This is a genomic window from Dongia sp. (assembly GCF_041905885.1).
Taxonomy (GTDB): domain Bacteria; phylum Pseudomonadota; class Alphaproteobacteria; order Dongiales; family Dongiaceae; genus Dongia.
The window spans coordinates 222,979-249,280 of sequence record NZ_JAYRKD010000001.1 but is presented as its reverse complement, the minus strand read 5'-3'; the positions used below and the strand labels follow the sequence as shown (position 1 = coordinate 249,280).

At 65.0% G+C, this 26,302-nt stretch carries 29 protein-coding genes; 16 read left to right on the top strand and 13 right to left on the bottom strand.

Annotation, left to right across the window (positions count from 1 at the left end):
* From ACH2CY_RS01190 to ACH2CY_RS01180, 3 genes are all read right to left on the bottom strand, one after another.
* A complete protein-coding gene (locus tag ACH2CY_RS01190; RefSeq protein ID WP_395015014.1) occupies positions 1-327 on the bottom strand; it encodes a metal-sensing transcriptional repressor in 327 nt (108 codons plus the stop codon).
* A 132-nt stretch (positions 328-459) separates the two neighbouring features.
* Positions 460-1,692: a nickel/cobalt efflux transporter gene (locus ACH2CY_RS01185; RefSeq protein ID WP_395015011.1), complete on the bottom strand. Its 1,233-nt coding sequence runs from the start codon at positions 1,690-1,692 to the stop codon at positions 460-462.
* A gap of 13 nt (positions 1,693-1,705) precedes the next feature.
* Positions 1,706-1,975 (bottom strand): metal-sensing transcriptional repressor, encoded by a 270-nt coding sequence (locus tag ACH2CY_RS01180; RefSeq protein ID WP_395015009.1) that lies wholly within the window; start codon positions 1,973-1,975, stop codon positions 1,706-1,708.
* A gap of 366 nt (positions 1,976-2,341) precedes the next feature.
* Here ACH2CY_RS01180 and ACH2CY_RS01175 point away from each other — a divergent pair, with 366 nt between their 5' ends.
* From ACH2CY_RS01175 to ACH2CY_RS01160, 4 genes are all read left to right on the top strand, one after another.
* Positions 2,342-3,670: a cation diffusion facilitator family transporter gene (locus ACH2CY_RS01175; RefSeq protein ID WP_395015007.1), complete on the top strand. Its 1,329-nt coding sequence runs from the start codon at positions 2,342-2,344 to the stop codon at positions 3,668-3,670.
* Positions 3,671-3,855: 185 nt separating this feature from the next.
* The gene (locus ACH2CY_RS01170) at positions 3,856-4,209 is read left to right on the top strand and encodes a hypothetical protein (protein ID WP_395015005.1); all 354 of its coding nucleotides are present in this window, start codon (positions 3,856-3,858) and stop codon (positions 4,207-4,209) included.
* A 55-nt stretch (positions 4,210-4,264) separates the two neighbouring features.
* Positions 4,265-4,978, top strand: coding sequence for a HupE/UreJ family protein (locus ACH2CY_RS01165; RefSeq protein WP_395015004.1), 714 nt, complete (start codon positions 4,265-4,267; stop codon positions 4,976-4,978).
* Positions 4,979-4,994: 16 nt separating this feature from the next.
* On the top strand, positions 4,995-5,705 hold the full coding sequence (locus ACH2CY_RS01160) for a hypothetical protein (RefSeq protein WP_395015002.1): 711 nt from the start codon (positions 4,995-4,997) through the stop codon (positions 5,703-5,705).
* A 28-nt stretch (positions 5,706-5,733) separates the two neighbouring features.
* Here ACH2CY_RS01160 and ACH2CY_RS01155 read toward each other — a convergent pair whose 3' ends face one another.
* The 3 genes from ACH2CY_RS01155 to ACH2CY_RS01145 all read right to left on the bottom strand — a co-directional run bounded on the left by ACH2CY_RS01155 (position 5,734) and on the right by ACH2CY_RS01145 (position 7,529).
* Positions 5,734-6,465 (bottom strand): hypothetical protein, encoded by a 732-nt coding sequence (locus tag ACH2CY_RS01155; RefSeq protein ID WP_395015001.1) that lies wholly within the window; start codon positions 6,463-6,465, stop codon positions 5,734-5,736.
* A gap of 318 nt (positions 6,466-6,783) precedes the next feature.
* Complete coding sequence (locus ACH2CY_RS01150; protein WP_395014999.1) at positions 6,784-7,146, bottom strand: hypothetical protein; 363 nt, start codon at positions 7,144-7,146, stop codon at positions 6,784-6,786.
* Positions 7,143-7,529, bottom strand: coding sequence for a hypothetical protein (locus ACH2CY_RS01145; protein WP_395014998.1), 387 nt, complete (start codon positions 7,527-7,529; stop codon positions 7,143-7,145). Before ACH2CY_RS01145 ends, ACH2CY_RS01150 begins: the two co-directional genes overlap by 4 nt.
* 321 nt (positions 7,530-7,850) lie before the next feature.
* Here ACH2CY_RS01145 and ACH2CY_RS01140 point away from each other — a divergent pair, with 321 nt between their 5' ends.
* Together ACH2CY_RS01140 and ACH2CY_RS01135 are read left to right on the top strand one after the other, a co-directional pair.
* On the top strand, positions 7,851-9,536 hold the full coding sequence (locus tag ACH2CY_RS01140; RefSeq protein WP_395014996.1) for a methyl-accepting chemotaxis protein: 1,686 nt from the start codon (positions 7,851-7,853) through the stop codon (positions 9,534-9,536).
* 141 nt (positions 9,537-9,677) lie between these two features.
* On the top strand, positions 9,678-10,418 hold the full coding sequence (locus ACH2CY_RS01135) for a hypothetical protein (RefSeq protein WP_395014993.1): 741 nt from the start codon (positions 9,678-9,680) through the stop codon (positions 10,416-10,418).
* A 267-nt stretch (positions 10,419-10,685) separates the two neighbouring features.
* On the opposite strand, the gene ACH2CY_RS01130 is transcribed toward ACH2CY_RS01135, so the two are convergent.
* From ACH2CY_RS01130 to ACH2CY_RS01120, 3 genes are read right to left on the bottom strand one after another with little or no spacing between them, the layout of a single operon-like run.
* Positions 10,686-11,618, bottom strand: coding sequence for a Fe-Mn family superoxide dismutase (locus ACH2CY_RS01130; RefSeq protein ID WP_395014992.1), 933 nt, complete (start codon positions 11,616-11,618; stop codon positions 10,686-10,688).
* Position 11,619: 1 nt separating this feature from the next.
* On the bottom strand, positions 11,620-13,035 hold the full coding sequence (gene chrA / locus ACH2CY_RS01125; protein ID WP_395014990.1) for a chromate efflux transporter: 1,416 nt from the start codon (positions 13,033-13,035) through the stop codon (positions 11,620-11,622).
* 18 nt (positions 13,036-13,053) lie between these two features.
* Positions 13,054-14,046 (bottom strand): chromate resistance protein ChrB domain-containing protein, encoded by a 993-nt coding sequence (locus tag ACH2CY_RS01120; RefSeq protein ID WP_395014987.1) that lies wholly within the window; start codon positions 14,044-14,046, stop codon positions 13,054-13,056.
* 95 nt (positions 14,047-14,141) lie between these two features.
* On the opposite strand from ACH2CY_RS01120, the gene ACH2CY_RS01115 reads away from it, so the two are divergent.
* From ACH2CY_RS01115 to ACH2CY_RS01085, 7 genes are all read left to right on the top strand, one after another.
* Positions 14,142-14,747 (top strand): chromate resistance protein ChrB domain-containing protein, encoded by a 606-nt coding sequence (locus tag ACH2CY_RS01115; RefSeq protein ID WP_395014984.1) that lies wholly within the window; start codon positions 14,142-14,144, stop codon positions 14,745-14,747.
* A 46-nt stretch (positions 14,748-14,793) separates the two neighbouring features.
* Positions 14,794-15,273, top strand: a complete 480-nt coding sequence (locus ACH2CY_RS01110) for a chromate resistance protein ChrB domain-containing protein (protein WP_395014982.1) — start codon at positions 14,794-14,796, stop codon at positions 15,271-15,273.
* Between the two features lie 78 nt (positions 15,274-15,351).
* Positions 15,352-16,245 (top strand): DUF1259 domain-containing protein, encoded by an 894-nt coding sequence (locus ACH2CY_RS01105; RefSeq protein WP_395014981.1) that lies wholly within the window; start codon positions 15,352-15,354, stop codon positions 16,243-16,245.
* Positions 16,246-16,336: 91 nt separating this feature from the next.
* Positions 16,337-16,738 carry a hypothetical protein gene (locus ACH2CY_RS01100; protein WP_395014979.1) on the top strand — a complete coding sequence of 134 codons (402 nt, stop codon included), beginning with the start codon at positions 16,337-16,339 and terminating at the stop codon, positions 16,736-16,738.
* A 134-nt stretch (positions 16,739-16,872) separates the two neighbouring features.
* Positions 16,873-17,922: a Cj0069 family protein gene (locus ACH2CY_RS01095; RefSeq protein ID WP_395014976.1), complete on the top strand. Its 1,050-nt coding sequence runs from the start codon at positions 16,873-16,875 to the stop codon at positions 17,920-17,922.
* Between the two features lie 417 nt (positions 17,923-18,339).
* Positions 18,340-18,996 carry a GNAT family N-acetyltransferase gene (locus tag ACH2CY_RS01090; protein ID WP_395014974.1) on the top strand — a complete coding sequence of 219 codons (657 nt, stop codon included), beginning with the start codon at positions 18,340-18,342 and terminating at the stop codon, positions 18,994-18,996.
* A gap of 14 nt (positions 18,997-19,010) precedes the next feature.
* Positions 19,011-19,466, top strand: coding sequence for a GNAT family N-acetyltransferase (locus ACH2CY_RS01085; protein WP_395014972.1), 456 nt, complete (start codon positions 19,011-19,013; stop codon positions 19,464-19,466).
* On the opposite strand, the gene ACH2CY_RS01080 is transcribed toward ACH2CY_RS01085, so the two are convergent.
* Positions 19,463-20,368: a DMT family transporter gene (locus tag ACH2CY_RS01080; protein ID WP_395014970.1), complete on the bottom strand. Its 906-nt coding sequence runs from the start codon at positions 20,366-20,368 to the stop codon at positions 19,463-19,465. The genes ACH2CY_RS01085 and ACH2CY_RS01080 overlap by 4 nt on opposite strands.
* A 152-nt stretch (positions 20,369-20,520) precedes the next feature.
* Here ACH2CY_RS01080 and ACH2CY_RS01075 point away from each other — a divergent pair, with 152 nt between their 5' ends.
* Positions 20,521-21,126 carry an extensin family protein gene (locus tag ACH2CY_RS01075; protein WP_395014969.1) on the top strand — a complete coding sequence of 202 codons (606 nt, stop codon included), beginning with the start codon at positions 20,521-20,523 and terminating at the stop codon, positions 21,124-21,126.
* A gap of 23 nt (positions 21,127-21,149) precedes the next feature.
* On the opposite strand, the gene ACH2CY_RS01070 is transcribed toward ACH2CY_RS01075, so the two are convergent.
* On the bottom strand, positions 21,150-22,184 hold the full coding sequence (locus tag ACH2CY_RS01070; protein ID WP_395014967.1) for an LLM class flavin-dependent oxidoreductase: 1,035 nt from the start codon (positions 22,182-22,184) through the stop codon (positions 21,150-21,152).
* Positions 22,185-22,509: 325 nt separating this feature from the next.
* Here ACH2CY_RS01070 and ACH2CY_RS01065 point away from each other — a divergent pair, with 325 nt between their 5' ends.
* The gene (locus ACH2CY_RS01065; protein ID WP_395014965.1) at positions 22,510-23,523 is read left to right on the top strand and encodes a stage II sporulation protein M; all 1,014 of its coding nucleotides are present in this window, start codon (positions 22,510-22,512) and stop codon (positions 23,521-23,523) included.
* Positions 23,520-24,512, top strand: coding sequence for an RDD family protein (locus ACH2CY_RS01060; protein WP_395014963.1), 993 nt, complete (start codon positions 23,520-23,522; stop codon positions 24,510-24,512). Before ACH2CY_RS01065 ends, ACH2CY_RS01060 begins: the two co-directional genes overlap by 4 nt.
* A 3-nt stretch (positions 24,513-24,515) precedes the next feature.
* Here the strand turns inward: ACH2CY_RS01060 and ACH2CY_RS01055 are convergent, their stop codons facing one another.
* Together ACH2CY_RS01055 and ACH2CY_RS01050 are read right to left on the bottom strand one after the other, a co-directional pair.
* Positions 24,516-25,361, bottom strand: coding sequence for a hypothetical protein (locus ACH2CY_RS01055; RefSeq protein WP_395014961.1), 846 nt, complete (start codon positions 25,359-25,361; stop codon positions 24,516-24,518).
* A 7-nt stretch (positions 25,362-25,368) separates the two neighbouring features.
* Positions 25,369-26,205, bottom strand: a complete 837-nt coding sequence (locus ACH2CY_RS01050) for a hypothetical protein (RefSeq protein WP_395014958.1) — start codon at positions 26,203-26,205, stop codon at positions 25,369-25,371.
* Positions 26,206-26,302: the final 97 nt, after the last annotated feature.

Sequence of the window (26,302 nt, the reverse complement as noted above, 5' to 3'; positions counted from 1 at the left end):
TCACAGGAACTTGGTGATCTCCTTGAATTCGTCGATCGGTCCGCGCTTGCTGCGTTCGATCGGACCGGTCACTTGTTCCAGGCAGTGATCGATATGGTCGTGGATCAGGACCGTCTTGGCGGTGTCCAGGGCACTGACGACGGCTTGCATCTGTTGCGCGATGGACAAGCAACTCTCGCCACCCTCCAGCATTGCAATGATCTTCTTCAGATGCCCATCGGCGCGGCGCAGCCGGTTGATCAATTGCTTATGGCTTCGATGGACGGTGCCTTCCGAGGCAGCGTGCCCTTCCCCTTGTTTAGACTTGGTTTTTTCGTCCCGCTTCATAAGCCATTCCTCGCATTGCGCTCAGGTTCATCTTACCCGCGAGGAATATGGCGTTGCAAACGACAAGCTCCGGACGATTGGCACAGCCGGTGGGCCTGCGGCAGCGCGCCGGACGCGCGCTGCCGCCCGCTCCTAAGTGGCTGATCCGAGGGCTTGAAGACCGTACCAACCCTGCACGCCGAGATAGATTCCGACCAGAGCGATGAGAACACTGCTGAAATAGGGCGCCCGCCGGGCAAAGGTGCTGAAGCCGCTCCATCGCTTCGACGCATGATGGACGCCGAGCGCGGCGACGGCACCGACCACGACCAGAGTGACCGCCAGCCCGATGCTGAAGCAGAGCACCAGGACCGCTCCGAGGCTGATCTCCTTCAGCTGCAGGCAGAGCAGCAGCACGGTGATCGCAGCCGGACAGGGAATGAGGCCCCCGGTCAATCCGAACAGAACGATCTGGCCGGTGGTGACATTGCGGTTGGCAAATCGCTTGCGGATATCGTTGGCATGCGCTCTTTCATGTGCATCCTGATAGTCGCTCGACGACACATCCAGTCCTTCGAGTTCGGCATGACCATGCGATTCGCCATGGGCGTGCTCGGTGAAGGTAAGGTCGTAATCGTGGCTGTGGCCGCCATGCGCGAGGGTCAGCCTTGCGGTGAATTCATGCGGCTCGGGAATCTCCTCGATCGATTCCATGAAGCCGCCGCGATCGACAAAGCGGAAAGTCTGGGTCTTTCCGTCCGGCCGATCGGTTCGCATCGAGACCTCGGCTGCCTTCCAGCCATACGCGGATGATTGCGTAATGCGCCAGCGCGGCGGAACACCATCCTCGAAGACCTCGACATTCATGATGCCGTGGCCGGTATCGATCTTGCGCACATCCGCGGCATGGGCGTGCGCGCCCTCGCCATGGGGATGGGGATGGGGATGGGGATGGTCGTGGTCATGCCCATGGTCGTGACTGTGGTCATGCCCATGATCGTGTCCGTGGTCATGGCCGGCGACCGCCATCTTGGCCTGCTGGTTGTCGCGCAGTGTCCGCAGAAACATCCACAGCGCCACGCCGATGATCAGGACGGCGGATGCGAGCTGCAGATAGGGCTCCACGGTCTCGGCGCTCAACCCGTTCCAGAGATACATGCCGCCCAAAGCCACCACCCACACGATCAGCGTGTGCGAAATGGTGGCCATGATTCCGAGCAGAACGGCCTGCGCAACCGTGCCGCGGACGGCGACGATGAAGGCCGCCATCATGGTCTTGCTGTGGCCGGGCTCCAGCCCGTGCAGCGCCCCCAATAGAATGGCGCTCGGGATGAATAGCCAGGCGTGAGCCGAGCCCTGCTGCAGCAGATCGGTGAAGGATGTCATGTTTTAGCCTCGGTCAGAGATACTTCGAGATTTCCTTGAACTCACCCAACGGCGCGCGACGGCTGCCGTTGACCGCATGCTCGAGGCAATGATCGATATGGTCCTGGATCAGCACCCGCTTTGCTTTGCTGATCGCCTTCTCAACGGCGTACAGCTGCTGCGCGATCTCGAGGCAGGGGCGGCCGGCCTCGATCATCTCCACGACGCTGCGGAGGTGGCCTTGCCCGCGCTTCAGGCGCTTCACGATATCGGGGTGGCTTCCGTGCAAATCTTCGTCAGTCATGATATTTCCTATCCTCCTGGAGAGGATAGATCACAAACCGAACCGGAAGTCCAGGGCCGGCGTCCCGGGCCCGAGCCGCATTGAGCCCGCTATTCAAGGCGCGCCAGGCGAGCCGCCGCCTGATTTTCCTTGCCGCGCAGCGGTCGCGCGAGGTTTGGGCGGGGTGAGCGAAGATGTCACGGGTATCGGACCCGGATCGTCGGGATTGGCTCTTGCCATATCCTCCCCTGGAGGATAGGTTATGTCCATCGCGGCTTCTGACCAATGCCCATGGCCGGCGCCCCCGTGCAGAGAACCCGGCCGGCTCGACATGCTGGCAGATGCCCGCCTATTCGCTCAAAACCAGGTGATACGATGATTGGACGCATGAAGGAGTGGTTCGGCTTTGGCAGGCAGGATGCGCTGTCATTTGAGACATCGGCGGCCCATGCCGGGCAGCAGGGGTCGCACGGTCACACCCATGGCGTCATAGATCCCTCCCTTTCCTCATCGGAGCGCGGCGTCTGGGCGATCAAATGGTCATTCGCCATCCTGGCCGTGACGTCGATCCTGCAGCTCGTCGTGGTCTTCTACACGGGCAGCGTGGCGTTGCTCGCCGATACGATCCACAACGTCGGCGACGCCGTCACCGCCGTGCCGCTCTGGATTGCCTTTGTCCTGGTGCGGAGGAAGGCGACGGCGAGCTTCAACTATGGCCTGGGCAGGGTCGAGGATTTCGCCGGCCTCGTCATCGTCTTCATCATTCTGGTGAGCGCGCTGATCGCCGGATATGAAGCGATCGACCGCTTGATCCATCCGCAACCGGTCACCCAGCTGCTGGCCGTTGCGATCGCGGGGATTGTCGGCTTCATCGGAAACGAAGCTGTCGCGATCTTTCGCATTCGCGTCGGGCGGGAGATGAACAGCACCGCTCTCATTGCCGACGGCTATCACGCCCGCACGGACGGGCTCACCAGCCTTGCCGTGGTGCTGGGTGCGGCCGGCGTCTGGCTCGGTTTCCCGCTGGCCGATCCGATCGTCGGCCTGCTCATCACCCTGACGATCTTCGGGATCGTCTGGCAGTCGGCCAAGGCCGTGATCAAGCGCTCGCTGGACGGGATCCAGCCCGAGGTGACGGCCGAGATCCGGCACGCCGCGGAACATGTCGCTGGCGTTCGCGGGGTCACCGATGTGAAGGCCCGTTGGCTGGGCCACAAGCTGCGCGCCGAGATCACCGTCGCCGTCGACAACAGCCTCAGCGTCGGAGCCGCGAACGAGATCGCCGGCAACCTCAAAAGCGAACTTGCCGCGCATATCCCGCCACTGAGCGCCGCGACGGTCATCTTTGACGCGGACGGTCCGGGCGACGCCATGCCGGCGGCACCGGCCGGACATCATGCACCGGAGCCGTTCGCCTTCGATTGCGCGTTCGGAGCCGGCACCATCGCCATTGTGGACACCGACCTCGGCGAGCGGATGCGCCTGTCGCTCACGAAGCCGGATTCCGAGATCCGGGCGGTCGTGCATATTTTTCGCGGGAGCACGACCGAGATCCTGCCGCTGCTCCGGTCGAAGGACGATGCGCGCATCTACGAGAGTCAGTCCGCCCCGGCCGAGCCGCATGAGTTCGAAGCGAATCTTGAGCTGAAGGCGGCGGGCGACAGGACGGCGACCGTCCCGTTCCATATGTCTGAGCCGGTCGGACATCATCACTAGCGTGATGTCCGGTGGTAGCGCCGGAAGCATCCCCACACCGGTGCTCTCACGAAGCCCCTCCTGACCCCTGGGAGGGGCTTCCCACATCGGCAGGCCGGAGCGGCAGCTTTCTTTCTTGCGCAGCATCCTCCTGGAGAGGATAAGATTGCAGCAGCGCGAGTCGACTCGCTCACCAAGAGACCAGCATGGCCCGAACGGAAGCCCGAAATCGAGCTTGGTTGCCAGACGCGATTCTGCGATCGGGGCTTCGCGTCCTGTTCGCGGCGTTGCTGGCGGTGACCTGCGGTCTTCTTCCAGGCGCCAAGGCTCCGCATGGGATTTCACTCGAGCGGCTGAATTCGGCCTCGGCCGCCAGCCATTCTGATCCTGACACCCCGTTCGATCATCATGGCGAGACGTTGGACCACCATGAGGTCGGGCGCGAGGCTCCGGCGAGCGAGAGCGCCTTCTTCGACTTGCCCAGAAACTGGTTCGCGCAGCCGACAATGCTCCGGGTCGCGCGCAAAGGCGACGGATTCGAGCGTCCCCCGAGGGCCTGACGGCCGGCCCATCCGGCCCAACCGGCCGCAACCGCATTTCTCTCGGAGCTCTGAAATGACGCTTACCACGCGCCCCCCGGCGCGCAACGCCGCATTCCGCATAGGACTTGCCGTCCTCGCCCTAATGGCGACGGCGAGTCAGGCACTCGCGCACGGCGTCACTGCCGGTGACAAGGGTTACATTCAGGAAATCACCGGCATCCACCTGTTGCCGTTTCTCTATCTTGGCGCAAAGCACATGGTGACTGGATACGACCACATCCTGTTCCTGTTCGGCGTGATTTTCTTCCTCTACCGAATGAAGCATATCGCGATCTATGTCAGCCTGTTCGCGATCGGGCATTCCACGACCATGCTGCTCGGCGTCTATTTCGAGATCGGCGTCAACAGCTACATCATCGACGCGATCATCGGCTTCTCGGTGGTCTACAAGGCGCTCGACAATGTCGGCGCCTTCAAGCGTTGGCTCGGCTTCCAGCCGAACACCAAAGCCGCCACCTTGATCTTCGGCTTTTTCCATGGCTTCGGCCTCTCGACCAAGATTCTAGACTACCAGATCTCGCGCGACGGCCTCATCCCCAATCTGCTGGCCTTCAACGTCGGTGTCGAGATCGGCCAGATGCTGGCGCTCGGCTCAATCCTCATCGTCATGGGCTACTGGCGCGGCACCAAGAGCTTCTGGACGTACGCCTATACCGCCAATGTCGCAATGATGACCGCCGGCTTCGTGCTGATCGGCTATCAGTTGACCGGCTTCTTCGTAATGTGATCCGGAGAATTCCCAGATGTATAATTCGAATCTTCCCCGGCGCGCCGACCTCCCCACCGCCGCTCAACTACAGCGCTCCTCCAGCATCGCGGCGTCGATCGCCGGGATCATTCTGGCATTCATCGTACTGCCCGCCGAATATGCACTCGATCCCACCGGGATCGGTCGGCTGCTCGGCCTGACGCAGATGGGCGAGATCAAGATGCAGCTCGCCGCCGAAGCCGCGATGGACGCCTCCAAGAGCCAGCAGGTTGCGCAGGCCGCGGCCGTTCCACCACCAGCGGCACCGATTCAGCCCGCTCCGGCCCCGGTGCCAGCGCCCGCGCCCGCGCAGCAGGCGGAAGCACCGACACAGCCGGCAGCCGCACCGGCGATTCCCAATGCCCCCGCCCAACAGGCCGCAACAGCCGCGGCCGGTCGGACTGATGAGGTAAGCTTCACCTTGACGCCGGGCGAAGGGCTCGAGGTCAAGCTGGTGATGCGCGAAGGCGCGAAAGCAGCCTATGCTTGGTCCGCAACAGATGTCGTGAACTATGACACGCATGGCGACGGCGGCGGCAGCAAGATCTCCTACGCGAAGGGCCGGGGCGTCAAATCCGACACCGGCGTCATTCAGGCCGCTTTCGACGGGAATCATGGCTGGTTCTGGCGTAACCGCACGACGCGCGACGTTACGGTCACCCTGCGCACCAACGGGAACTACGAGAAGCTGAAGAACGCTCTCTAGGGTCGGCTGAGGCCGCTTCCCGGCGGCCTCAGACCACCATCGATCTTCGGTCGAAGATATAGACCGCGCCGCCGAAATCCGGCGGCAGCAGCATTCCGCTGAGCGCCTCATCGAGCTGCATCGAGAAGGCGGCTTGGGCCCGGTAGCTGCGCCAGTTGCCGAATGCAAACTGGTGGCGGCTGCCGATGACGATGTAACGCCGGACCGATGGCGTTTCGAATACCGCCGCCTCGAAGGGATTTCCCCCGGGCGGCCAGGAGCAGAGCACGGATTCCGGCCGGTATTGCGACAATGCCTCGACCGCCGGAAGCTTCTGGACTTCGGGTGGATAGTCGATCTTGCCGGACCAGCTGTAATCGTCGGTGGCGACGATATCGGCGCCCGCATCGCGCAGACAGCGCGCCAGGGCGCCGTCTCCGGCGCCGATCTCGAGGCAGGATCCGTCGATCCGGCCCGCCAGCGCCGAGACGAAGCGCGCTGTGAAGAACCCGTAAATGCCATTTGCCTCGGCAAGAGGCATCAGCGCGCTCGGTCGCCGCACGAGCGGCCAAAGCAGCCGGAACGCGGTTTCCGACACGATCTTGCGTTGGTGTTGCCGGGTGAAGAAAAGCCGTCTGAAGAGAAGCCGATCCGACCAGCCGGCACGAATGCTGCCTTCCGGCAGGGCCTCCCGGACAAACTGCTGGATCGCGGTCGCCGCCATCCGCTGTCGAATCAGAGCCCGCGTGATCCGGACGGCTTCGGTCGGTTTCAGGCGCATGCCGCGCTTGATGCTGGCGCTCTCGATTGGGCGCATCAATGCGTGGAGCCGGGCGTGATCCTTGACCTCGACCGCCGTGGCGAGTTCCTTCTCGACCCAGTGCCAGTCGTCGGGATACTTCTGCCGCAGTGCTTCAAGAGTTGGTCGCGTCTCGAGCCATTTCAGGGCTTGGACGACATCGTCGTGACTTCGCTTCATGGCCTGGTCAGATACCTTCGGCAACGCTCCCCGGATCGTCGGTCACCGAGGGTCGCGCGCGGATTTGCATGCGCGATCGGCCTTCCTGGTTAGTGGAAGGCGGGCGGATCGGGATCCGCACTAGGAGATGGGAGGGCGCTGAAGCGAGATCGCATTGGCGGACCGCCAGCTCTGGTCACTTGTCGAGGCGCGCGCCTTTCCGCGATCACAGGACGGGAATGCCAAAGCGACGTGCGCGGCGGCAATGACATGACATCCACTCAGACTGTCGTGGGATGTGGCTTCGAAATCACCGCCGGCGCCGTTCTGATCATACCCGGCCGCACTGGCGCTTTGCGTCTCCTGCAGGTGCTCGATCGCATGCTCGATCCCCATCGTATGCAGAGGCAGAGCGATCGCCGTGGCAAGCGCCGCAACGAGCATCAGAGCATGGGCCAGACGCCGCAATAGTGCCGCCGTCCAGGGGACCCGGTCCTCGTTCACGGGGCCGCCTTGGGTAGATCGTAGACTCCGTCGGCCAGTTCCTGGACCGTGGTCTTGCACTGATTCGCGAGATCCTCCGGGTCGTACTTTCTCTTCTCATCGAAGATGCGAAAGGCCTGCGCATAGGAGCGCGCATATTTCTGTCGCGTCTCTCCCTGCATCGGGGATCGCGGCTCCTCGTCCAGCAAAGTGAGCGTGGCCTTCACCTGCGGGTTGCTGCGGAGCCAGACGTCATACGCGGCACCAACGCCATCCGAAGCGCTTGGAAAGGCCTGTTCACAAACCGAAGCTGCGGCCCGGAGCCAAGCGAGGTTTCCCAGCAACAGGCCGCTCGGTACAGCAGGCGGCGCCCCCTCCTCGCCGCTCGCTCCCGTCGCGATCATGGCGGTGGCGGCCCAGCACAGCACAAATCTTGAGGCCGCCGCATTTCGCCGGCCACGCGCCAAGAGTTGCCTTGGATCGGCGCTCATCATGACCACAAAGGTTAAAACCTATCCTGGAGGATGTAAATGCACAGTCCGCGGCACCGCATAGCAAGCTTGTGAACAGGCACTAGAGCCGACGGAATCAAACCTATCCTGGAGGATATTATGGTCCCCACTGTGGATTTGGGCATCAATTTTAGGAATTTATTAGTGGTTTCCAGAATATGAAGCAGCACGCCCACAACACTGCCCGCACGGGTAATAACCGGACCTCGTCTCATGAAATCCTTGAAGTTGCGAACCGCGCTCCTGTCGGCCGCTCTGGCCACGATGTTGCTCTCCATCGTCGTCGGCTTCATCGGGCTCCGCAGCCTCGGGATCATCCTGGAAGGCGAGAAATCCTTCTCCGACGATCTCTTCCCCGGCGCGACCTCGGCGCAGGAGATGAGGATCGCGTTCGGCGAGATGCGCATCGACGGCGCACAATATCTGATGGCCGTCACCGACGCGGAGCGGACCGAGACCCAGAAATCCATGCAGCAATATGCTGCGGACTTCGAAAAATGGGGCAAGGAATTCAGCTCGCGAATCCCGAGTGACGCCACCGAGGAACTCGGCATCTATGCCAACATGTCGAATGCCTATCAGGACTACCGCAAGAACAATGCGCAGTTCCTCGAACTGGTGAACTCCGGCGATACCGCGAAGGCCGGTGCGCTTTTCCGCGGCCAGATGGACAAGGACTTCGACATCGTCACCGCCGGCGTCGCCGACCTCATTCAGCGCCACCGCAACGAGGCGGCGGAAGTCAACGAAAGCAGCGACGTCACATACGCGCAGACCTGGTGGACCGTGGCCGGGGTTGTCGCCTTGCTGATCGCCTGTTCCGCTTTGCTGGCGCTCTTCTCCTTGACCGGCGTCATTCGACCCCTGGCGCGGATCAGCTCTTCGATGACGACCCTGGCCGATGGTGATGTCAGTCAGGAGATCCCCTTCGTCGAGCGTCCCAACGAGCTCGGGGTGATGGCGCGGGCGGTTCAGGTTTTCAAGGACAACACTTTGAAGGCACGCGATCTGGCCGCCCGTGAACAGGCGGAGCAGAGCCGCCAGCTCGAGCGCGCGAACAAGACGCAGGCCGCCGTATCCGCTTTCGACCGCGTGATCTCTGAGATCGTGACCTCGGTCAATTCCGCGGCGACTCAGCTGCAGTCCACCGCCCAGAGCCTTTCCAAGACCGCGGACACAGCTTCGGAGCAGTCGAACGCGGTCGCCAGCGCGGCGCAGAAAATGAGCCAGAACGTGCAGACGGTCGGGGCGGCCACCGAAGAGCTGACATCTTCCATCCGCGAGATCGGCAACCAAGTGACTGAATCGACCCGGATCGTCGGCACGGCGGTCACCCAGGCCGATGAGACCAACGATAAGGTCAAGGCGCTGGCCGATTCGGCGCAGCGGATCGGCGCCGTCGTCACGCTGATCAGCGAGATCGCCGGTCAGACCAACCTTCTCGCCTTGAACGCCACCATCGAAGCAGCGCGCGCCGGCGAAGCCGGCAAGGGCTTCGCGGTTGTCGCGAGCGAGGTGAAGAACCTCGCGACCCAGACCGCGAAAGCAACCGACGAGATCTCCGGGCAGATCCGCTCGATCCAGGAAGCGACCTCGAGTTCCGCGCAATCGATCCAGGACATCACGCAGACCATCGGCCGGGTCAGCGAGATCTCGACCACCATCGCCTCGGCCGTCGAGGAACAGGGCGCCGCCACGCAGGAAATCGCCCGCAACGTGCAGGAAGTGGCAGGCGGCACCGAGGATGTCTCCTCGCACATCTCCGGCGTCACCGAAGCCTCGAAGCGCACGAGTGCCGCGTCATCCCAAGTGCTCGGCGCCGCATCCGAGCTCGCGAAGAACAGCGAGCGCCTGAAGGGCGAAGTCGAGCGCTTCCTCGAAGCTGTGCGCGCAGCTTAGTCTTTCGCCGCGATAGTCCGACGTTCCGGGTCGTGCGCCGGTTTGCCTGGCAGACGGCGAGCCGATGCGGGACTTGGTGGTCCAGGTGTTCGCTCCGTGGCAGGTTGGGAGCCGCAAGACTCTCGGCAACCCGGACAGCGCATGGATTTCCTGGCCTCAATCGTCCATCAGGTTCTTGAACTTCACCGGCAGCTCCAAGGGGCGTTCTCGGCGGCCTTGCAATCCGCCGAGGGAGGGCGGTCGGCAGCGCTCTCCCTGGCAGCCGCAGCGTTCCTGCTCGGCATGGTCCATGCGCTGACACCCGGCCACGGCAAAACGATCCTGTTCACCTATTTCCTCGGGCGCGAAGCCCGGCCCTTGACCGGCATCGCCGCTGCGGCGCAGCTCGCAAGCACCCATGTCGGGACGGCCATCATGCTGGTCCTGTTGTTCGGTGGTGCCTCGACCATGCTGGGCCGACCTTCGGGCGCGGCTACGGTCCTGGAAGCGGTCAGCGCCTTCGCGGTGACCGGGGCAGGTTGCTGGTACGTCTGGCGCGCGCTCCGCCCTCGGGCTGCCGTCGAAGCACGGCACCATCACACGGGCATCGCATTCGCGGCCGGACTGCTACCCTGCCCGCTCACCATCATGGTGCTCAGCATGGCTTTTGCACATGCAAGCTTGGGCATCGGTTTCATCCTGGTCGCGGTGATGGCCCTCGGCATCATGACCACGATCGCCGTCATCGGCACGGTGGCGATCGTCATCCGGCGCACCCTTGCCGGCCTGCGGCAACGGCTAGACGGCTTTGCCAGCCTTCTGAGCGCCCTGGAAATCGGTAGCGCCTTCATCATCCTGCTGATCGGTGTGATTTCAGTCCTGGGGCTGGCCGGCCGCGCATAAGCCACCGCGGCCGAGCGGATCACTCCCAGCAATCACGAGACGCCGCTTGTCGCCGCGTCAGTTCATGGTCGATTCGACCTGAGCTAGACAGGCTCGGCAGGGCGGTCTTGCCGGATCCGTTCGGTCCGATGACGCCAAGACTTCGCCTTCGCGGATGTCGAACGCGACGGCGCTGAGGGCAAGCTGATCGCCGTATCACTTGGTCAGTCGATCGACCCGCATCAGGTTGGTGGAAGCCATGGAAAACTCCACTACTGCGGCGAGCGCTCAATGCGCGAGCGGTACCGTCGGCCCTCCCATCGCATGCCAGGCGGCGATGCCGCCGGCAACGCTCTTGGCGTCATAGCCCCGGCGCCGCAACTCGGCGACCGCATCGCCGCTGACCTGGAAGCCATAGACGCAATAGACGGCGATCTCCTTGCCACGCGGCAACTCCGTCGCCCAGGCATCGATCGCCTCCGGTGCCCGGATCTGCGCTGTCGGGAGCATGTCCGAGCGCTTGGCGAGATCCTCCGGCAGGCAGACGTCGAGCACGAGGATGTCCTCGCGACGTTCCAGCCGTGCGCGCAGGGATTCGACCGAGATATGGTCGGCAACGGACGGGGCTTCGGCATTTCCGCCGCGCATCGCGCGCGCATAGCGCGCGCCGACGCGGTCCCACTGGACATTCTTCATGAAGGCATCGACATATGCTGCCGCCTTGGCGCCGAAATCGAGATGATAGGCGTGCTCGTACATGTCGAGCGCCCGACCATCCGCGAGGCCGTGGGTGTGATCGGCGGCCCAGGTGTTGACCAGCCGGCCGTGGCGGTCGGACCAGGTGAGCAAGACCCAGCCCGATCCGCCGGCCAGCGCCTTGCCCATCGCGGAGAACTCCGCCTGCCATCGCGCGACGGAGCCGAAGTCGCGCTCGAGGCGCGCAGCGATCTCGCCCGACGGGTCGCCCGATCCGCCGAGCCCGTCGAAGTAGACCTCGTGCAGGATCATCGAGTTGGCGGCGATCAGCTCCTCGCGCTTCAGCCCGTTGATCTCGAAGACTGGTGCCTTCGACCAGTCGAGCTCGGCCAGGCGCGCCTCGATCGCGTTCAACCGGCGCACCGCCCCGCCGTAGTTGTTCTCGTAATGGCTGGCGAGCAGGCGCTCGGAGAGGCCGGCGAGGCGCGGCGGCTTGAACGCCAATGGCTTGACGGCGTGCAACATCCTAGACTCCTCCCAGTGCGAGGCCATAGATCAGGCCGATGGCCGAACAGACGGCAAGCACCTTCAACATGCCGACCTTGTAGCGGAAGACCGCCAGCATCGCGCCGAGCGTGAGGACGAGCGATGGCAGCTTCACCGACGAGAGAACGGGCACGTCCAGCGTCGTGCCGAGCGCGGCGACACCGCGGACCTCGCCGAAGAGAACATGCAGCGCGAACCAGACGGCGAGGTTGAGGATGACGCCGACCACCGCGGCGGTAATGGTGGCCAGTGCCGCCGAGAGCGCCTTGTTGCTGCGCAGCGCCTCGACGAAGGGTGCGCCGACGAAGATCCAGAGGAAACACGGCGTGAAGGTGACCCAGGTCGTCAGCAGGCCGCCCAGCGTTCCCGCGAGCAGCGGGTTGAGACCACCTGGCGCACGGAAGGCGCCCATGAAGCCGACGAACTGCGTGACCATGATGAGCGGCCCCGGCGTCGTCTCCGCCATGCCGAGCCCGTCCAGCATCTCGCCGGGCCGGAGCCAGCCATAGGTGCCGACCGCCTGCTGCGCCACATAGGCGAGCACCGCATAGGCGCCGCCGAAGGTGACCACCGCCATCTTGGAGAAGAAGACCGAGATCTGGCTGAAGACATCGCCAGGACCGGCGAGCAGCAGCAAGGCGGCGACGGGCACCAGCCAGAGCAGCAGGAAGACCGCACCAATCTTCAGCGACCAGGCGAGATTGGGCCGGGCATGCTCCGGGACGGATTCGCCGAGCAGGCTGTCGGCATCGGCCACCTGCTTGTCGCCGACCTTGCTGTGACCGCCGCCGACGACAAATGCCTTCATCCCAGCCTTGGTGCCGACGAATCCGATCACGCCCGCAGCAAGGATGATGATCGGGAACGGCACATGGAGGAAAAAGATGGCGAAGAAGGCCGCCGCCGCGAGGCCGATCATCACCCGGTTCTTGAGCGCGCGTTTGCCGACCCTGACGACGGCTTCGAGCACGATCGCCAGCACGGCGGCTTTCAACCCGAAGAACAGCGCTTGGACCGCGCCGACATCGCCAAAGATCGCGTAGATCCAACTCAAGACCATGATGGCGATGATGCCCGGCAGCACGAAGAGCGTGCCGGCCACCAGCCCGCCGCGGGTCTTGTGCATCAGCCAGCCGATATAGACCGCGAGCTGCTGCGCTTCGGGGCCCGGCAGCAGCATGCAGTAGTTCAACGCATGCAGGAACCGCGTCTCGCCGATCCAGCGCTTCTCCTCGACGATGATCCGGTGCATCACCGCGATCTGGCCCGCTGGCCCGCCAAAGCTCAGGGCGGCAACCCGCGCCCAGACCCGCACGGCTTCCCCGAACGGGACGCCGTGCGCGGGCGTGGCGCTCGCCGGCGCCGCGATGGCGTCGATCGGTTCCACCTTGCTCATCCGTTTCCTCTTCTTCGGCTATCCGCGCTTGGTGCGGAAATACTGGTAGAGATTGTCGAAGACCGGACCCCCATGTGCGATCCGTTCTTCATCATCGTCATTCGCCATGGCGATGCCGGCGATCAGATGCGCGATGCCGGTCGCTTCCTCACGGCCGAACTTGCCGTCCTTGAGATCGATGTCGTGGACGATCTCGGCAATCGACGCGAGCGCGGGATCGGAAAGGCCGGCGCGGGCAAGCAACACCTCGAAGCTGCAGCGATCGCCTTCATGGGTGAACTCGCCTTCGAACATGTCGAAGCGGAGCTCGCCTTCTGCGGGGACGTAGCCCTTTCCGGGCACAAAGCGGATGGTCGCCTTGGGGTCGATGAAGCGGCGAATCAGCCAGGCGCACGCGATGCGATCGACATGCACGCCCTTGCGCGTGACCCAGACGCGGCCTTTGAAATCCTCAACCGCGGATGAGACCGTCTGTTTTTGCTCTTCCGGCATCCGCTCGTCCTCCGCCGTCCGCTGTTCCAGTTCTGCGATCAGACTCTCCGCCGAGAGGCGGCCCGTCGCACCGAAGAAATCGATGCTCACGATCTCCGCCAGGCGCTTCCTGAGGCGCCGCGCCTGGTTGCGGGCGTCGGCGAAATCCTCGCGGCTTGCACTTGCGGCCAGCTTGGCGACGAGCGCGCGCAGCTCATCGGTGACCGCCTGATAGTCCTCATCCCGCGCCGCGTCGAACAGGGCCCTGACCTGCGGGTCGGACAGGCCGTCGATCAGCCGCGCCTCGCAGACCATGGCCTCGCCGCCGCCTTCCACGATCTCCTTCAGCAGCCATTCGAAGTCCTCCTGGGTCTCGGCGTTGGCCGGCAGTGCGTAAACCGTGCTCTTGACCGCCACGGCGCCGATGCCCTGCAGCCGCCGCCAGACCTTGACCCGGAAATAGGCCGGCTTGGTCGGCAGCTGATGGATCAGCAGCAGCCAACGCTCGCCTGTTTGTATCTCGCCCCCGACCATAGTCATACCGTATCTCAAAAAATTCATTAATGCAACACTTGTATCATTTTTTATTCGGGCGCATTGTCTGCCGCGATCGTAGCCTGAGGGAGGGAAAGCCCATGCAATGGGTCACACGCGAGCACCCAAAGATCGATCGGGTCGCCTGTCCCTGGTTGATCAACCGGTTCATCGACCATGCCGCGGAATTCCTGTTTGTTCCCGGAGACGCCGTTCTCGCAACAGCCGGTCGCACGGGCGCGACGCCGTTCGACGTGCCCGGGGCGGAGCTGTCGCACAAGCCCGGGCGCTGCAGCTTCGATGCCTTCATCGCGAAGTACCGGCTGGACGATCCGGCACTCCACCGCGTCGCCGCCATCGTGCGCGGCGCCGACACAGGCAAGCTGGAGATGACGCCGCAATCCGCCGGCCTGTTCGCGATCTCGCATGGCCTCTCACGGAACTTCCGTGATGACCGGCAAATGCTGGAACACGGGCTGGTGGTCTATGACGCGCTCTACACCTGGGCGCGCAAGTGGCCGGCTGTCCCGACCGATGCCCCGCTGGCGCTGGTGCCGCAGCGACTGTTGTCCCTCGTCCGCGATTGGAGCGAGCGCAGCCGGCAGCGGCGCCGCCTCGGCGAGCTCGAAGACTGGTTGCTGCGGGATATCGGCGTCTCGCGCCACGAAGCGGAAGCAGAAGCGCACAAGCGGTTCTGGATCTCGTGACCCGGCCGCTCGAATGCCGGCTCCGCGACAAAAGGAGGAGGTCACCATGAAATGGATCACACGCGAACGTCCGGTCATCGACCGCATCGCCTGTCCTTGGCTGATCGCGCGGTTCATTGACAAGGCGCCGCAGTTTCTGTTCGCGCCGCCGGACCGTGTGCTGGCGGTCGCCGAGGAAACCGGAGCGACGCCTTATGACATTCCCGGAGTCGAGCTCACCCATGTCGGCGACCAATGCAGCTTCGACACCTTCATCGCCAAATACGCGCTTAATGGCGATCCGGCGATCATGGTGCTGGCACCGATCGTGCGCGGCGCCGATACCAGCCGCCACGATCTGACCCCGCAATCGGCGGGGCTGTTGGCGATCTCGCAGGGTCTGCGCGACGTGACGCCGGACGATCACGAGGTGCTGCGACACGGCTTCGTCATCTATGACGCGCTCTATGCCTGGGCCAAGGGACGGCAGAAGGAGGCCCATAGCTGGCCGCCGGCAATGACGCCGGGGGCCGCGACCGCGCGCTGAGAGCGGCCTCCGCTGGTCGCCAGCGATCATTTCAGAGTTTCGGGGGGTTTCGGGGTACCTCAAACCAGGAGAACAGCCATGCAGTCGAGACTCTCGATCAAATCACTTCTCGTCATCGCTCTGCCGCTGCTGATCGCCCACCCTGCCCTTGGAGACCCGGATTGGAGCAAGGTCGGTGCGGCCCTGGGCAAGACCGGCACCGAAATGCCCGGCGGTGTCTACCGCGTGGGACTGCCGCGCAGCGATCTCAAGGTCACGGTGGACGGCGTCGCGATCAAGCCGGCGCTCGCTCTCGGCGGCTGGGTCGCCTTTCAGCCGATGGGCAATGGCGCGATGGTGATGGGCGATCTGGTCCTGACCCAGGACGAAATCGAGCCGGTGATGACCAGTCTCAGCGGAGGCGGCTTCGAGATCACCGCGCTGCACAACCATCTGCTCCGCGCGGAGCCGGCGACGATGTATATGCATGTCGAGAGCGAGGGCGATCCGGTGAAGCTTGCCGAGACACTGCATACGGCGCTCGGTCTCAGCAAGACGCCGCTCGGGTCGGCCGCTGCCGCAACAACGCCGCCGCCGATCGATCTCGATACCGCGGCCATCGAAAAGACCCTGGGCCACGCGGGCAAGGCGAACGGCGGCGTCTATCAGTTCACCATCCCGCGCGCCGGTGCGGTGACCGACGCAGGCATGACCATCCCGGTTGCCATGGGAACCGGTATCGCCATCAACTTCCAGCCGACCGGAGACGGCAAGGCTGCCATCACCGGCGATTTCGTGCTGATCGCTTCGGAGGTCAATCCCGTGCTCCGGGCACTGCGGGAGAACGGGATCGAGGTGACAGCCCTCCACAGCCACATGCTGGACGAGCAGCCCAGCCTCTACTTCATGCATTTCTGGGCCAATGACGACGCGTCAAAGCTGGCTAGGGGTCTACGCGCAGCGCTCGATAAAGTCGCCATCGCGAAAAGCTAACCCCGGAAACGGATGTCCGGCATCGCGAACGTGCGATGCCGGACACGCCCACGATCAGACGCGCGTCACCGGTACTCCCCGATTGCACATCTTGCTTGAATCAGGTTCACCCTCGCGATTGCTGAGCCAGGCTTGGGCTCTTGCGGTAAGCTTCATCTTGGTTCCTCTGCCCCCGCAGATGACATACGCGGATGAAACATTCAGGCAGCTGAATGGCGAGCAGATCAAAGCCATGTTCGTTGGAATGGAATTCACCGACACCTTCCACTGGGCAGACGTTTACGGGGGCGATGGGCACATTACGTCGTACTACCTCGAGAAAAAGGGCGACGGAACATGGCGTGTCGAAAACGACCAGCTCTGCATTACTCTGAACAATGACGAGCGCTGTTATCTGGTTTGGCTGTCCGGAGCGACGATCGAGTTGCGTGACGTAGATGGAACGGGACAGACAATTGACGGTGTCCTGCAGAGGCCATCCAAGAGAAACTAGAATCCGGGGTCGATGAGGATCTGCCAGACCTGCGGCGTTTCAGACCTGCTTTACACCGCCAAGGTCCACATCGCCGGCGGCCGAGAAGGCGGCGCTTCCAAGAGCTGGGACGACATATCAAGGTGACAACGACAATGACATCAAAGGTGGCGGTTGTTTGGCGCGGCGACTGGGAGGCGCGTCGCACGGCGACGCCCGGGAACAACCGGTACTTCCGCGTCTTCGAGGAACTTGAAGCTGTCGGCATTCGCCCCGAGCCCGCGGTCTATGACGAGGAATTCGCGGACGAAGTCCGTGACCAGCTTTTGTCCGTCGATGGCGTGCTGGTCTGGGTCAATCCACTGCAAGAGGGGAAAACGCGCAAATCGCTCGATACCCTGCTTCGCGACGTCGCGTCACGCGGGCCTTGGGTGAGCGCGCACCCCGACGTGATCCCCAAGATGGGCACCAAGGAAGTGCTGTACCGCACCAAGCATCTCGGGTGGGGCAGCGATACCCATATATATGAGTCCGCCGAGACCTTCCGGATAGAGTTTCCACGCCGCCTGCGAGCGTCGGGCTCGCGCGTATTGAAGCGGAATCGGGGCAATGCGGGTCAGGGCGTCTGGAAGGTCGAGAGCCTCGATGGAGATGGCGGCACGGCCAACGTCCGGGTCCTCCAGGCGCAGAGCGGAAGCATCCCCGAGGAGATGCCGCTGACCGCCTTCATGACGCGATGCGAGGCCTATCTCGCATCGGACGCATGCATCGTGGACCAGCCGTTCCAGATGCGCCTGGCCGAGGGCATGATCCGCTGCTACATGGGCGCCGACCGGGTCGTCGGGTTTGGCCATCAGCTGATCAGGGCATTGATCCCGCCACCGCCGGAAGGCCCGGCCTCTCCGGCGGCACAGCCGGGTTCGAAGATCATGCACCTCGCTTCGGCCGAGCCATTTCAGAGATTGAGAGAGAAAATGGAGGCCGAGTGGACTCCGCAGATGATGGAGGTTCTCGGGATCGACGAGGCTTCCCTGCCGATCATCTGGGACGCGGACTTTCTCTATGGACCGCGTACCGCATCGGGTGAGGACACTTATGTCTTGTGTGAAATCAACGTCAGCTCGGTCTTCGCAGTTCCAGATCAAGTGCCCGCTGAGATCGCCCGCCTCGTCGCCGCGCGATTAAAGAGCGGCGACTCGAAGTAACTGAAGCCACGAACCAGCCTCGCAAAGGCGCTCGTAGGAGAGTGTGCAAAACGCGTGCAGCAGATCGAGGGTTTTCTATAACTATTTGATTTAGATAGTAAATTTGTCATTGCCGACTACCTTCACACGGTAGGGGTCACAGGTTCAATCCCTGTCGCACCCACCATCGGCTCCGCAGAGAACCGCTGCAATTGGCCAATTCACTGCCGCTGCCGCCCCGCGGAACCTGCACACCTGACGCAGCCGCGCGACCTTCGCCGGCGACGGCGCGTTGTCTCACTCGAGTTCTTTCGACAGCGGCGTTCCCGTTGCGGCCCCGCCCCAAAGTGGATCCCTGATTTTGTCGAAAGTGGTATTTTACAGGATACCGCTTTATGGCGCACATCCAGGGGACGCATTCACCCCAGGATATCTCTCATGAATCTCTCGAACTGGAAGGGCGTGCCGCGCCCCGACCGCGCGCCCATCGACGGCCGTTACGCCCGCCTGGAACCGCTTGACCCCGCGCGGCACGGCGCCGAGCTCTTCGCCTCGGCGCGCGCCGAAGGCGCCGCGGACCGGTTCCGCTATCTGTTCGAGGAAGCGCCGGCCGATGCCGCGGCCTTCAACGCCTGGATCGAGAAAGCCGCGGCCGGCGCCGATCCGTTGTTCTTCGCCGTGATCGACAAGCGGACTGGGCGCGCCGAGGGGCGGCAGTCCCTGATGCGGATCGACCCCGTCCACGGCGTGATCGAGATCGGCAACATCCTCTGGGGTCCGGCGATCGCGCGCAGCCGCATCGCCACCGAAGCCCTGTTCCTGTTCGCGCAATATGCCTTCGATCTCGGCTACCGTCGCTTCGAATGGAAGTGCAACAACCTGAACGAACCTTCGAAACGGGCGGCCGAGCGTTTCGGCTTCAGCTTCGAAGGCATCTTCCGCCAGCATATGGTGGTCAAGGGCAAGAACCGCGACACCGCTTGGTTTGCCATGATCGACCAGGACTGGCCGCGCCTCAAAGCCGGCTACGAGAAGTGGCTGGAGCCTGGGAACTTCGACGCCGCAGGGCAGCAATACCGCAAGCTCAGCTTTTGAAGAAAGAAGTCATCATGACTGCCGCAGCTGATCTCGTCCTCCGCCCGATCCGGCGCGAGGACCATGATGCCTGGATGCCGCTCTGGCGCGGCTACCAGGAATTCTACAAGGTCGATATCGCCCAGGAGGTATCCGCGACCACCTTCGAGCGCCTGCTCGACCCCAAAGAGCCGATGAACGGCACGCTGGCCTGGGCCGGCATGCGCGCGGTCGGCCTGGTGCATTACATCGAGCACCGCTCGACCTGGACCATCGGCAATTACTGCTATCTCCAGGACCTGTTCACCGCGCCCGACCTGCGCGGCGGCGGGGTCGGCCGCAAGCTGATCGAGCATGTCTACGCCGTGGCGAAGCAGGCCGGCTGCGCCCGCGTCTATTGGCTCACGCACGAAACCAACGAGACGGCGATGCAGCTCTATGACCGGATCGCCGACAAGTCGGGCTTCATCCAGTACCGCCGCGTTCTCTAGATCAGGTCCCGGGTCGGCGCGGTCGCCTGTCCCTTGGCCCGGGCCTCGCGATGCGCGACATAGGCGCTGCTGGCGACGATGATGGCGACGCCGCCCAGCACGGTCGGCGTCGGCAGGTCGCCCCAGAACAGATAGCCGAACAGCGTCGCCCAGATCAGCGCGCTGTATTCCAGCGGCGCCAGCATCGAGACTTCGCCATAGCGGAAGGCCTGCACCAGGCCGAACTGCGCGCAACTCCCGGACAGCGCCAGGACCGCGATCGCCGGCCAGTCTGCCGGCACCGGCGTGGTCCAGGCGAACGGCACCACCGACCCGAAGGCGAGGATCATCAGCGACGACGACCAGAACAGGATGCTGTGGCTGCTCTCGGTGCCGCTCATCCGCCGCGTCAGAATGATCTCGAACGCGCTGCCCAATGCGGCGGCAAGCGCCAGGGCCGCGCCCAGCCCGAAGCCGACGCCGCTCGGCTGGGTGATGACCAGCACCCCGGCAAAGCCGATGACGATCGCGATCCAGCGCCGCGGGCCGACCCGCTCCTTGAGAAGCGGCACGGCGAGCGCGCACATGATCAGCGGGCTGACGAAGGTGATCGCCACCGTATCCGCCAGCGGCAGATAGATGAGCGCCGCGAAGAAGGTGACCAGGGTCACGCCGTTGGCCGTGGCCCGCGCGAGGTGCCAGCCGGGATGCCGCGTCCGCAACGTGCCGATGCCGCCTTGATGCAGCGCCACCCCCAGGGACAAGAAGGGCGAGAGCAGCCGCGAGAACAGCGCGATCTCGACCACGCTGTATCCCGTGGTCAGCCACTTCGCCGCGGCATCCATGGCCGAGAACAGCAGGATCGCCACCGCCATGTAGGCGAGGCCGCGCAGCGGTTGGCGGTAAAGTGCGGCGGGGGACATGACCGGGGATGCTTCTTGCGGCGAGCCTGGACAAATATCTCACCGCCGGCCGCCGGTCGACCCCATTTGCACAAGGCTTCGGGCTATGCTCCCCTGGTAACATGCGCTTCGCCAGGACGACTCTTCTCATCGCCATCGCACTGGGTTGCTGGATGCCGGTACGCCCCGGCCTCGCGCAGAGCAACACCGCAAGCGTCATGAGCGCCGAAGCCTGCCGGCAGCAGCTCGATGCCCGCGGCCTGACCTTCTCCTTCGCGCTGCCGGTCGTCGAGGGTGAATGCGCGATCCCCTTGCCGGTCCGGCTGCGGTCGCTCGCGATCGGCGACAAGAGCATCGCGTTCAGCCAGGCGCCGGTCCTGGATTGCCGGCTGGCGGAGCGGCTCGCCGACTGGATCGGCAATGTCGTGGAACCGCTGGCGCGCCATCACCTCGGGTCCGGCTTGGCGGCGATCGAGAGCGGGCCGGGCTATGTCTGCCGCAAGCGCAACAACCAGGCGACCGGCAAGATCAGCGAACACGCCAAGGGCAACGCCCTCGACCTCGCCGCCTTTGCCCTCGCCGACGGCCGCCGCCTCGCCGTCCGCCCGGCCGATCAGCCCGCGCCGGCGGTGACCGGCTTCCTGGCGGCGGTCAGGACCACCGCCTGCGGCTATTTCCTCACCGTCCTCGGCCCCGGCAGCGACGCCGCGCATGCCGAGCATCTCCACGTCGATCTCGGCCCCAGCACCCGCTCGCCGTATTACCGGATCTGCCAATAGGTGTATCGCCTAAGATGTAAGGCCTAGCCGGCCCGCCGCTGCTTCTCGGCGCTGAGCTTCTCGCGCTGCTCCATGGTGATCTCGAAGGAGCGCACCCGCGCCGCGTGGTCATAGATCTGCGCGGTGATCATCAGCTCGTCCACCTGGGTCGCGTGGATGAACTCGGCCAGGCCCTGGCGCACCGTCTCCGGGCCGCCGACCACCGAATACATGAGGCTATGCTCGACCATCATCCGCTCCTGCGGCGACCAATGGCCTTCCATGCTGGGGAGCGGCGGCGGCAGCGGGCCCGGGGTGCCGCGACGGAGCGCGATGAACTGCTGCTGCAGCGAGGTGAACAACCGCCGCGCCTCGGCATCGCTCGCGGCGGCGAAGACGCCGATACAGGCCAGGGCATGCGGCTTCTGGAGCTGCGTCGAGGGCTTGAACCGCTCCCTATATATGGAGAGCGCCTGCATCAGGTAGTCCGGCGCGAAATGCGAGGCGAAGCCGAACGGCAGGCCGAGCTCCGCCGCCAGCTGCGCGCCGAACAGGCTGGAGCCCAGGATCCAGAGCGGCACGTTCAGCCCGGCACCCGGCACGGCGCGGACCTGATTGCCCATCACCTGCGATTGGGTCGGCATCTCGGCGCCGAAATAGGCCAGCAGCTCCATCACGTCCTGGGGGAAGCTGTCGTCGCTGCCGGAGAGATTGCGGCGCAGCGCCCGGGCGGTCCGCATGTCGGTGCCCGGCGCCCGGCCGAGGCCAAGATCGATTCGCCCGGGGAAGAGCGATTCCAGTGTCCCGAACTGCTCGGCGATGACCAGCGGCGCGTGGTTGGGCAGCATGATCCCGCCCGAGCCGACCCGGATGGTCCCGGTCCCGGCCGCGACATGGCCGATCACCACCGCGGTCGCGGCGCTGGCGATTCCCGGCATGTTGTGGTGCTCGGCCAGCCAATAGCGCCGGTAGCCCAGCCGCTCCACGTTCTGCGCGAGGTCGAGGGTGTTGCGGAAGGCGTCGGACGCGGTCCCGCCCTCACAGATCGGCGAAAGGTCGAGGACGGAGAAGGGAATCACGGGCAGGCCTCCGGTCAAATGCTCCGGCAAAGATAACCGCTTCGCGCCGGATTGCGCCCCCGCCCGATGCCGGGGCGCCTATGCACGGCACGCAACACCTTACCGGATGTAGGGTCCCTCTGGACCTCGCCAACGGACCGTGTACATTTATTGCGGTTGAACAATCCGGGAGACCATCATGGCCAAAGGTCAGCAGAAGACGACACGCGAGAAGAAGAAGCCCAAGAAGGACGCCAAGGACAGCGTGAAGACCGAGTCCTCCTACAAGCAGAACTTCAAGAAGTAATCGGGGCTTGATGGCCGCGGATCTCGCGTCGCAACCCTGATGGAATCCGCGGTCCTCAAGAGCACCCAGTTCCGGCGCGAGCGCGAGCCTTCCTGGCGCGAGCTCGAGGACCTGCTGGAGAAGCTCCGCAAGGGCTCGCCCCGGAGCCTCACCCCGCAGGAACTGACCCGGCTCCCCACCCTCTACCGCGGCGCCCTCTCCTCGCTCTCGGTCGCGCGCTCGATCTCGCTCGACCAGAGCCTGCTCGCCTATCTCGAGAGCCTCGCCAACCGCGCCTATTTCCAGATCTACGGGCCGCGCAAGGGTTTCTTCGCGGTGGCGAGCGCCTTCGTGCGCCGCGGCTTCCCGGCGGCGGTCCGCGAGCTCGCCCGGCCGATCCTGCTCGCGATCCTGCTCTCGGTGATCGCGGCTTTCGCCGGCTACTTCCTCTGCATGAACAATGCGGAATGGTATTACACCTTGATGCCGGGCAGCGCGGCCCAGGGCCGGATGCCGACCTCGACCGCAGCGGAATTGCGCGCGGTGCTCTACGACCACGATACCGCGCCCGGCGACATGCTCTCGGCCTTCGCCTCCTTCCTGTTCGTCCACAATGCCGGGATCGGCATCGTCTGCTTCGCCCTCGGATTCGCCTTCGGCCTGCCGACCGCCCTGCTGCTGATCCAGAACGGGCTGATGCTCGGCGCCTTCGTGGCGCTTTATGTCAGCCATGGCCTCGGCATCGAGATCGGCGGCTGGCTGATCATCCACGGCTCGACCGAGTTGCTGGCGATCATGCTGGCCGGCGGCGCCGGCTTCGCGCTGGCGCGGGCCATCCTCTTCCCCGGCGGCAAGACCCGGCTCGGCGCCCTGGCGGAGACCGGACGGACCGCGGGCCAGGTGGCCTTGGGCTGCGTGCTGATGTTCTGCGTCGCCGGCATGCTCGAAGGCTATGCCCGGCAATGGGTGGTGACGCTCTGGGCCCGCTATGCGATCGGCGGGCTGATGCTGGCCTTCTGGGCCTTCTATTTCCTGCAACCGCTGCCGCCCGCACCCGATGACGAGAGCCAATGACCGTGGCCGGTGAAACCGCGGCGCTGCCAAGCAACGGCCTGCCGCTGGCCCGCCGCCAGCGCGCGATCGTGACGCCGGAAGGCGTGCCGCTGGTGGTCGAGCTCGCCGACCGCGGCTCGCGCGCCGCCGCCTTCGTGCTCGACGTGGTCTTCATCATCATCATCCTGGTGATCGGCGGGATCGCGCTGGCCTTCACCGTCTCGGTGATCAAGATCTGGGCCCTGGTGATCGGGGTGCTCGCCTTCTTCCTGCTCCGCATCTTCTATTTCCCGATCACCGAGCTCGCCTGGCGCGGCGCCACCCCCGGCAAGCGGCTGCTCGGCCTCCGGGTGATCGACCGCGGCGGTGGCCCGCTCCGGCCGGAATCGATCGTGGTCCGGAACCTCATGCGCGAGGTCGAGGTGTTCATGCCGCTGACCGTTCTCGCGGTGCCGAGCCTGACCGGCTTCGAGGCGATCGAGCAGCTGCTGATGCTGGGCTGGGTCGGCATCTTCACCCTGATGCCGCTGTTCAACCGCGACGGCCTCAGGGTCGGCGACATGGTGGCGGGAACGCTGGTGATCACCGCCCCCAAGGCGGCCCTGCTCCCCGACCTCACCGCCCGCGCGCCGAGCGCCATCCCGCTGACCCAGGCGCGGGTCGAGGCCTCGCCGTTCAAATTCACCCCGGCGCAGCTTGGGCATTACGGCGTCTACGAGCTCCAGACCCTGGAGGCGGTGTTGCGCCGCGCCGAGGCCGGCAGCGCCGCCGGCCGCGAGGAGATCGCCAAGCGCATCCGCGCCAAGATCGGCTGGCCCGATGCCGACCAGGTGGCGCCGGCGACGCAGCGCTTCGACGCCACGGGCTTCCTCGAGGCCTTCTACGCCGCCCAGCGCGCCCATCTCGAGCGCCGCCTGCTGTTCGGCCACCGCCGCAAGGACAAGCATGACCGCAGCGGCGACCAAAGCGGCAACGGCAAGAACGGCCCGAAGCTGAAGGCCGAGCGCTGACCGCTATTCGAAGATCTCCGCCAGCCCGGCCAGGCCCGAGCCTTCCTTGATCGCCCGCAGGTGGCCGTAGATGGTCGTGGCCGCCACCGCGTTGAAGGCGGTGAAGACGCCGGAAATGACGATGTTCACGACCGCAATCACCACCGCGCCCAGCACCGGCGTCGCCACCACCAGCAGCAGCTTCACCAGGAGCTGCGGCAGGTAGAGCGTCAGCAGCAAAGCGAGCAGCTTCCAGCGATGGCCTTCGGTCAGCGCGGTGCTGCGCTTGATGCAGGCGATCGGGCCCGCCCCCTCGACCACGATCACCGGGATCAGCAGCCACCAGCGCAGCGCCAGCATGGCCAGGCCGACCCCGCCGCCGAGGCCCAGCGCCAGGCCGAAGCTCCAATGCAGGACCCCGGCCAGCAGCCCCGCCGCCACCCCCAGCATCACCAGCGAGAAGCCGAACAGCATCACCACGAACAGCCCGGCGCCGACCAGGCTCGGCGCCATCACCAGCGCGCGCCCCAGGCTCTGCAGCAGGTCGGCCGGCTCGCCCAGCAGGTCCTGGAAGGCGGCGTCGGTCACCGCGCCATGGATCGCCAGGCCGATCAGCGCGATCAGCAGCATCAGCATCACCTGCGCCGGATCGAAGCCGGCCTGCCAGGTTTCCGCGCTGGAGACCAGGGCGAACTCCATCAGCATCTTCTTGCCGCCGAGCACCAGCCAGACGAACAGCGGCACCGCCACGATGAGCACGATCCCCGCCACCTGCGGCGCGATCCGGCCGAAGGTCTCGAAACTGTCGGCGATCACCCGGCCGGGCTGGAAGCGCGGCGTCTCGGCAAGCGCATAGGCCTCGTCGCTCATGCTTTCCTCAGTCGAACACGCCGGCGAGGTCGTCGGTCGCCACTCCTTCCTTCTCGGCGCGGATCAGGCTGTAGCCGACGGCCGACAGCACCGCGCTCAAGGCCAGGAAGAACAGGTTGGAGAGCTGATCCAGCACCACGCTCGCCGCCGGCGCGCCGACCAGCGCCAGCAGCTTGATCAGCAAGGCCACGCCGATATTGGCGACCACCACCAGCAGCAGGATGCCGAGGATTCGCCAGCGGTAGCCCTTGGTCAGCGCCGCGCTGCGGATGAAGCAGGCGATCGGCCCGGCGCGCTCGACCACGATCGCCGGCAGGAAGACCCAGAAAAGGACGATCAGGTAGAAGATCACCACCATCAGCGCGAGCCCGGCCAGGAGGCCGCCGACAAAGCCGCCGCCCATGGCCATGGCGCCGCCGATCGAGACCACCATGAAGCCGACGGCGCCGCCCGCCGCGGCGAAGATCAGGCCCGCGACGAAGGCGCGCGGCAGTGCGGCGAGCCCGTTGGCGAGGCTGGCGCCGATCTCGACCTTGCGCCCGCGCAGGCCCTGCAACGCGCCGAAGGTGACCGCGTTCAGGATCAGCAGATAGGCCAGAATCGCGAACACGGCGACGACCAGCAGCGCCAGCACCTGCGGGGCGCGGCCGCCGGATGCCAGCGGCTCGGAAAGTTGCAGCACTGCGGCCAGCAGCACCAGCACCACCGCCGCCGGCAGGGCGACCGCGAGGATGATGCCGAGGAAGCGCCAGATGTTGGCGAGCAGCAGGCCGAGGCCGGTCGAGATCACCGTGCCGACCGCAAAGCGCGGCGGCCCGCCCGCCGCATTTCCGTCCATCGCCATCCGGACTTTCCCCCGCCAATCCTCGCGCCGCCATTCTGCGGCGGCGCGGGCGTCGCGCGCAATGCGAACTTCGCGCAAGCGTTGCGCGCGACGCCCG